Origin of the sequence: Flavobacterium sp. LC2016-23 (assembly GCF_009674775.1) — a bacterium.
In the GTDB taxonomy this organism is placed as follows: domain Bacteria; phylum Bacteroidota; class Bacteroidia; order Flavobacteriales; family Flavobacteriaceae; genus Flavobacterium.
The window spans coordinates 1-8,409 of the sequence record NZ_WKKE01000044.1 but is presented as its reverse complement, the minus strand read 5'-3'; the positions used below and the strand labels follow the sequence as shown (position 1 = coordinate 8,409).

Annotated in this window: 6 protein-coding genes; 1 reads left to right on the top strand and 5 read right to left on the bottom strand. The window is 30.5% G+C overall.

Annotated elements, in window-relative coordinates; genetic code table 11:
* The first annotated feature begins 806 nt into the window (after positions 1 to 806).
* Positions 807 to 1,658 (top strand): hypothetical protein, encoded by an 852-nt coding sequence (locus GJU43_RS22550; protein WP_154344158.1) that lies wholly within the window; start codon positions 807 to 809, stop codon positions 1,656 to 1,658.
* 287 nt (positions 1,659 to 1,945) lie between these two features.
* On the opposite strand, the gene GJU43_RS22545 is transcribed toward GJU43_RS22550, so the two are convergent.
* From GJU43_RS22545 to GJU43_RS22525, 5 genes are read right to left on the bottom strand one after another with little or no spacing between them, the layout of a single operon-like run.
* Complete coding sequence (locus GJU43_RS22545; RefSeq protein WP_154344157.1) at positions 1,946 to 4,024, bottom strand: hypothetical protein; 2,079 nt, start codon at positions 4,022 to 4,024, stop codon at positions 1,946 to 1,948.
* Complete coding sequence (locus tag GJU43_RS22540) at positions 4,008 to 4,865, bottom strand: hypothetical protein (RefSeq protein ID WP_154344156.1); 858 nt, start codon at positions 4,863 to 4,865, stop codon at positions 4,008 to 4,010. The genes GJU43_RS22545 and GJU43_RS22540 overlap by 17 nt, the downstream gene beginning before the upstream one ends.
* A complete protein-coding gene (locus GJU43_RS22535; protein WP_154344155.1) occupies positions 4,858 to 5,877 on the bottom strand; it encodes a hypothetical protein in 1,020 nt (339 codons plus the stop codon). The genes GJU43_RS22540 and GJU43_RS22535 overlap by 8 nt, the downstream gene beginning before the upstream one ends.
* On the bottom strand, positions 5,870 to 7,021 hold the full coding sequence (locus GJU43_RS22890; RefSeq protein WP_195760090.1) for a GTPase-associated system all-helical protein GASH: 1,152 nt from the start codon (positions 7,019 to 7,021) through the stop codon (positions 5,870 to 5,872). The genes GJU43_RS22535 and GJU43_RS22890 overlap by 8 nt, the downstream gene beginning before the upstream one ends.
* Positions 7,021 to 8,166: a hypothetical protein gene (locus tag GJU43_RS22525; RefSeq protein ID WP_154344154.1), complete on the bottom strand. Its 1,146-nt coding sequence runs from the start codon at positions 8,164 to 8,166 to the stop codon at positions 7,021 to 7,023. Before GJU43_RS22525 ends, GJU43_RS22890 begins: the two co-directional genes overlap by 1 nt.
* Positions 8,167 to 8,409 lie beyond the last annotated feature (243 nt).

Below are 8,409 nucleotides of genomic sequence, written 5' to 3'. Positions count from 1 at the left end.
AATCTTGCACTGGGGTATAATTTGGAAATACAAATATCTAGATTTTAATATTTCCCCACAACAATATGCTTTGATCCCACAAGTTCGAGTCTTCGCCGCGGCGAACTACTAAGACAAAAAGCTTCAGAGAAATCTGGAGCTTTTTTTGTTTAAACTAAAACGTAAAAAGTCTGAGACTTTTATCAGGCTTAGTTTTCACAAGAACATCAAAAAAATTGCGCAAAGTCAGAGACATTTGCCAGCATTTCATGAGAAAACTTCGGAGAGCTAGGTGTCCCATAAATTTGCTTACTTTTTTTCTTTTGGAATACTTTAATTTGAACATAAAATAGTAATTAAGGGCGCAAAATATACTCTTAACTTTATCTTCAATTTTTGTTTGCACCTCCAATGATACACAACACGTATTTATACTGGTTTTTCATTTCGGAACTTTCTTTAGCTTTGTTAGTAGTATCCGAATGTTAACCAAAATGACAACACTTTAGAAAAAATTATCTTTAAGTAATTTGAGAATCTATTTATTAGACATTTAAAAAGCAGATTTAAATTATCAAAGTGCAATTTTAAAAATGCTAAAAATTCTCAATATTGCTGCAATTGATGATAATACAACAATGTGTAGTCCAGAATCATTTTAATCAGAAGAAGATCAAGATTGCTCAAAATAATGATGTCGTGGTAAAAGAGCACCATTCACTAAAATGGATAAAATTTTAGTTGGAGCATTATCAAAAGAACTTAATTATAAGCAAGTTATAATATTTTGTAGTCAATTTAACACTTAATCTTTAAATTTTTATATTATGAAAAAAGAGTTATTAATTATCGGGCTGTTGATTTTATCCTTTTTTAAAGGATTTTCTCAAAGTAACGTAGCGAAAAATGTTTGGCTAGACATTGTTGAGTTAGAACAAGGAATTTTACAAAGACATATTGTAAACGATTTACCAGGTAGCATAATAATGTTAATTCCTAAAACTGATGGTAAAAGTTATAATGTGAAAATTTTGGGAAATAAAGTTCTTGTTAATAATTCGAAACTTCCTGAAATAAAGCAAGAACCAACGCTATTGGTTTCTGATCTACTCAAAAAAGATATTGCCGTAAATCTTTCGTATTTAAGTTTCATATCTGCTGGGATGGCCAATTCGGATGAAGTTAATTTTTCGATAACAGAAACATCTCATACAAGTATAGTCGACGGCGAAATTAATTGGAAAAAATTTGATGAGCGAGTTGCAAAAATAAAAAAAGATAACCCAAAATTGCCAGCTAATACAGTATTTGCAGTTCTAAAAGTTGCGAGTGTTATTGCGATTGAACATCAAGTTTTTAAAAGTGTTACTAAGGCCACTAAAATCGAAGGTTTCGGCTTTGCAGGTGATGCTAAATTTTTATCACAAAGCACTCAAAAAAAAATAGATTTTAAAGTTGGCGTTGCATTAGCTTTTTCAGAAAGTTCAATTGTGGATATACTTAATTTTAATAATAAACTAATGGAAACATATGATAAGAGTAAAATTACTAAAAATGGAAATAAAGGGTTAAATTTCACTCCAGAAAATAATTTATTGTATGAGAATTTTTTGAATGAAAACTTAAAAACTTTAATAGAGCCAAAACTGTCCGAAATAGAAATTAATAGTATTGAATAATTAATAATAATCCTTAATCTACCACTTTTTAGTCGCGAATCTATGATATATCTATGGCAAAATCATTTATATATCCTTAATTTAAGTCGCTTTATATGATTTCATATTATTTATTTTAAATATATAATTTTCTGACTTTAATAAATATTCAAGGATTTTTAAAATCAAAGATTGCAGCGTTCCTGCAATCGGCAAGATGTCCGGTTGTATCACAACCGATATCTTGCTGCCTTTTTACTCGGAACTCGTAGGCAGAAGAAAATCAAAAAAAAAGTTCTTTTAACATTTTACAAATGTCTTTTTAGCGAATCAATTAATTGAATATGATGGCTGCTTTTTTTAACTTTGTTTTTCTTTATATTCATCAAAAGATCTTTTAAAAATTTTTGACCTTTCTTAAAACCCAATGCATAACTAAATGCACTTTTTGTAGTTTCAAAAATTTTAAGACTATCTAAAAAATACTGTTGCGGCCAATTAAACTTAATAAACTTATTTACCAAAGTACGTATTAATAATTCACAAAAATCCCAATTAGGAACCTCTTTCTTTTTTGGTAAAAACAAAAAATTTAAAATTGACGATATAGAATCTTCCTCATCCGGCATCTCTTTATCTATTGGAATAAACTTCCAAATATTATAATCAATTTTAGAGATTCTAGCATAAAAGTAAACATCATTAAAACATTCCGAAACGATTAACGCGGGATTTGAAATTTTACGATTAAAACCTAATGAAAGTAAAATACATGAAGCATAAATTTTTACATTTTCATCAATAAGTTTTTTATAAATAATCTGCCAGCTTTTTGAATCTAGTTCTAAAGAAATCAATTCGTTATAATTGTAAATTTCAAAAATTTTAGAGCAAAATTGAGAACTAAGCGCAGAGATATTCTTATAAATAAAATCTTTTACAATAACTTTACTTCCAAAGATATACGATTGAATATCTGTAGACATTAAAAAATCACGGTTATTGAAAAATTTCAGAACTATATAAATTCTTGAATCACTATTTTTTAATAAACTAAATATTATCGAGCTATTGGATTTTAGAATTGCTTTTATGGTATCTTCCCAATTAACATTTTGCGAATATTCAAGAATTTCAATAAGAATTCGCTGAGTTTCAATTGGCAAATACCAAGTTTCATCTACAGTTGCAATTTCAGGAATTTTGCCTGAGAATATATTGATTAATCTGGAGTCGCGCTTAAGAAGATCAATTAAATCGCTGGAATTTATCGAAACATTTTCTAATAAACGGCTATCTAATAGCTCAGGTGCAGAATTCATATAAAAATCAAAAAACTCATTCACACTAATCCTGTTTTCTTTTAATGCAGTAACTAGTTTTTCATTTATAAAACCTTTTTCAGGATAATGTTGATGATCTGATATTAAATAATTCAAAACTTGTAGTTCATTAATATTAAATAAACCTCTGCTATTATACATTTCATTTTTTAGAAGAAAACCTTCCTTCTCTTCGAATGATTTATATATTATATTTATAATTCTTTCAACATCTGGCTTATTACATTCCGTCATCTCCAGAAGTTCCAATAGTGGTTTGTAATTTTTCCGTAATCCTTTCACATCCGAACCATATAACCAGAGAAACTTACGCAATTTATTTTTAGAAATATTATTAAAAAGCGCAATCCAGTTGTTTTCTAAATTTACCTTTTGTGAGATTGTAATACTTCCTGTACTTTGTTTTTCAATTGCGCTAACCGATCTTTGTGGAACAATCTGCAAATCAAATTCCACCCCTTCCAGAATTTTTAAATTTAACGCACCTGAACAAAAGGAAAAATTCCTCCTTAATCTAGGCCATTGATTACTCCAAATCTGAACTATTTTTCTTTCATAATCTACCGAATTATATGCTGGACATAGTACTGTTTTTTCAGGGTGATCATATAATGCATCCAGCACTGGGATTACCTCAATAGTATTATCAAAAATTTCCTTTGAATTTTTCAGATCTTCTTTTTCAATAAAAATTGAAGATGAATAAGCAAAATAATCATTTTTTTCAGGTCTTCGAAAGTAAGTTAAAAGTTGATCTAAATCGGGAATTTTACCAAGGTCAGCGAATGATATAAGCAAGGTATGTGTCCAAACACATCCAGGTCGCTGCATTTCATCGGCATACCATGTTTTGCTAAAAGCATAATGTGTTGCTAATGGAAATCCACTAATGTATATTTTAAATCCTTCATCAATGTTTGATCCTGATAAGTCACTCTGCACCAATAAAACCTTCTTCGCATCACTAGATAGTGCCGAAGATGACATTAATAATTCATGCCCATTTTGATAGCCATGTAATGTTTGTTCAATTTTTATCCTCATCAGTTATCCAAAGTAATGGACTTAAAATATTATTAGAAATCGTTACACCATCAGTAACACTAATTCGTTCCAAGGGGTCTTCTATAGCCAATAACTTGTCTTTTATTTGATCATTTTCGTATGTACCTCCTTGCGAACTTACACCAAAATACTTTGTTGTAAAAATCTCCGTATTTGCTGATAGATATTGATACAGCAAAGGTAGTTCTTCTTTACACCATATTTCGGGTTCCGTACTAGATTGCACTAAGTCCCAGCATGAAATAATTATAGAAATCTTCTTAATTGAATTCGGCTTATGAAAGTCAAGCATCTGTAGAAAATCAACAAGTTTAACTTGACTAGGAACCAACTCTTCTGTCCACGCTAACTCAGGATTATCATTTACTAAAGCAGCATCAAAAATTCTGTAACTTTCATTGACCTGATGGATTAATTGAGGCTTATTTTTTTTATCATTTGGATCAAGAAATAATACTAATCCATCCACATTTTCTATCAAATAATCAAATTCTTCAAACCATTCACGATCTCTAAATATTGAGTTGAAGGTTTCTCCTGAAATATCAGGAATCTTTAAAGTAATTGACTCCTTAGAAACAGTATTGATCATTTTAAGATCCACCATTTCAATTTTATTTTGATTAGTACGAATAACTTTTGAACAACTAGCCCAGCTTTTGCTTATAGAATTTAGATATGTCAGTTCTGTATCCTTTAGACTGTCGCATGTATATCCAATATCAATCCTATTATTAAATATAAAATACCATAGAGCTGAGAGATATGTAGTTTTTCCTGATCCGGGAAGTCCTGAAAATAATATTCCTTTATTACTCATTTCCCCTAATTTTATAATTTTCTATAAAACGATCCGACTTTTCCATCGGCAAATTTAGTTTCTTCTGCATTGTAGGTCTTATCATGAAATCGTTAATTAACTCCTCTACACCAAATCCTAGATCAATATTCGACGAGTTTTCCTGAGCAGGTCTTGAAGCAATTTTTTTAAAATTGATTGCGTTTAAATTAGATTCAAAACGATTTTTTATTTTATTTATTAATACTGATTCTAGATTAAATGATGTACTATTTTCTAGCATATCCCATTTTGATATCAAAATATTTAAAATCGTTTCTCTAGTAAAAATATTATTATCTAATGCTGACTGGATAAAAAGTTCCGAATCCATAATCGTTGAAGCTCTCAGTGAACCGGCAAGTTTTTCCCCATCAATAATATAGATTATATGATTTGCCAATTTTACTATGCTTAACTGTTCTTTCATTGTTGAACTAGAGTTCCTCGCTTCTTGAATTGTTTCTCCAGATATATCTGAAAGTAGAAAATGTTTAACGAAAGAATGCTCAACACTTTTAATTCCAATATGTAATATCTTAAACTCGCGAGTTTTAGTCCTCTCTGTTTCTGGTTTAGTCCCTCCAGACAGCATTCGTGAAAGATGACATCTTAGCTCGAAACCTTTCTGAGTCATCGAACCTGCAAATAAATAATTCTTTAAGTATCCTATTTGGAAAAGATCAAAAATAGTTGCCAGCAAAGTAGTTTTTCCGCAACCAAGGTCTCCTAATATTACAATTAATCCACAGGAATATTTATGCGTAATTGAGGAAATCTCCCCAACACTCAATTCAGCCCCTTCAAAAACATTTATTTTATTGCTATTTTTCACAACTACAGATGGAGTTTCAGAATCAATATCTTGCTCAATTTCTTCATCATCTTCGCTCCAATAAAAATGTGGGCACTCGAGATGCTCCAATCCTTCTAAGCAACTTCCATCTTCGCGGACATTACATCCAGCTTGCACACACGCTCTTACATCACTCATTTCTTAAATTTGCTAATAAATTCAAAAAAATGATTTCTTTGTACAATTGAAAAGCAATTTCTATAGGCATATATTTTTTTTCTATATTACCACTTCCAAGTTTCTGATGACAAATCGATTTCCAAACCTCAGGCTGTTCACTTTGTTTACTTACTTTTACGCTGTACAAAATTGGCGTTAACAATCCTAAATCCCCCTTAGACAGCAGCTTGTTCTTTGTTTCAATGGAAGATTCCAATAATGATTCTGCAATACTAATTTCCTTAAATTTAGATTTACCTTTATTCGAAACGATTATTGCTTTGGATAAAATATGTTTTGCAGATTGAAGATACCCTGTATTACTAGTTAAGTCAACTAATTCCTGAGCAGTAATCATAACCACTTTAGGAATACTAATATCACTAAAGTAGTTTTTCCCCAATGTACTATATTCACCAAATAACCACCACAGAACATTGGACTCCTCTTTAATTTTCTTATTTTCTTTCGCAAGATAATTTACCATCTTAATTAATCTAAAAGAGTCTTGCGTCGTAAGAGATTTTTCTTCCTCTTCCTCTTCCTCTTCCTCTTCCTCTTCCTCTTCCTCTTCCTCTTCCTCTTCCTCTTCTTCTTCCTCTTCCTCTTCTTCCTCTTCCTCGTAGTAATTATCCTCCATTTCTACTTCCTTTTGAAACAGCTGTTCCTCTATTTCAGATATAACTCCTGTTTCGTAATTATCCTTCAGCTTAATTTTTTGTACTGCATAGTCACAAAAAGGAATTTCGCTGATCTCATTTTGTTCGAAGAAATTTGAATTAATAACAGCCATACTAATACATTGACTATACTTATTACCAGATTCAAACAAAAAGCAAAGAGATATTTGCGATAAAACCTTCAAAATATTTTCATTTGATATAATTGGAAACGATATATCAAATTCTTTAAATTTATTAACAACTAAAGTTGCCCCTTCTACTCTGTATTCCTTATCACCATTAGCAATTTTAACAACGTCAAGCCATAAATCAGGATTTTCTAGTTTGATGATAGCATTTATTCCATCTATCCTTTTATTTACTAGCTCAATTGTTGGTGAGGGATCAATGGTCTTATACCATGTTGGAAAAAAATCAGCGCATTTATAATTTTGGTTCATTAAAATGGGTTTTGGTTATTAGTAAAAGGTTTTAATTTATTAATAGCATTCCATAGTTCAGATAACAAATCTTTTTGCTTAACATGATTGAAAAATTGTTTATCCAATTCGTGTCCACTCAAACTAACAAAATCGGACAGATCAAATCCCATATCATTAATTACCTGTGCTTTCTCGTACGAATTTAGATCCAAAAATGCTGATACTGTTATTTGAACTGCGGAATGCATATCTTCTAGATTATGATTTGACTCTACTATTGCTATAATTTCTTCTTCAAATTTATCCGATTGTTCAATATCATTTTCTGTTGTTTTAGTACTTTGAATTGCGACTGGATGTAAACCTATATCAATAAATCCAACCCTAGACATAAAAACTTTTTCAGTTAATGACGTTGCGCATTGAGCGGCTAGATTTTGTCTCTGAACTTTATTAAAACTTTTATTTCCATCTCCATAATCACAAATTCCCTTAACTATTATCCACTCAGTTAAGCTGGTATTTCTACAAGCTGTATAAACTCCCGCACCTTCCATTTCAGCTCCTACTGCTTGAGGGTATTTTTCCAGTAATCTATCTCTTTCAATTAAATTATCTATTAACTTTTCTCCTGATAAAATTTGTCCATGAATTTTTGTTGAAAACTTTCCATCGTCAATTGGATTAGACCAATTAGTTAAATTTTTAAATCTATTCAACAATATAGAACCTGCTTCCACCACAGCCCCTCTTTGGGTAATTAATTCACCAAGACGTTGGCTCTCATAAGATATTATCGTGTCTGAAATTAGTACATCCCCAATGTTCTGCTTCTTTTCATCAGCTCCCATTGCAACACCAATCATTACTACTGCCTTCGGATTCCAAATATCTATAGAATTCATAACCGTTACAATAGACGCAGAATCTCCAATTGAACCCATTTTTCCCAATTGTACATGAACTGCTTGATATTCTCCAAACACTCCAAGAAAATAAGTTTGCATTTTATGTGGAACTTTTATAACATTTTCAAAACTATCCAACGGTTTTAATGCTTGTCTAACATGAAATGTTTCAATGTCATTTGCAGTTAAAATTAGCAAATTGATTTCTGGGACTAAATGTTTAATTTCTTCAAAAGATTTTTCTGGCAATTCCAAATTAAGAACAATTATAAAATTAATTTTAAGACGTATTTTCTAGCAATATACAAATATACTATAATTAATGGAAGACAAGAATAGTTAAAATCAATCTATTTTAGCATATAAGGGATGGTAGCAATAGAGAGGCAAAAAACTTATTTAAAGCTGACAATATTTTTAGAGACACTGTCCTAAAAAGTGTGTAAGTTTAAAAATAACGGGGTTTGACTTTTTAATTAAAGTTGGACCCTTTTTTCA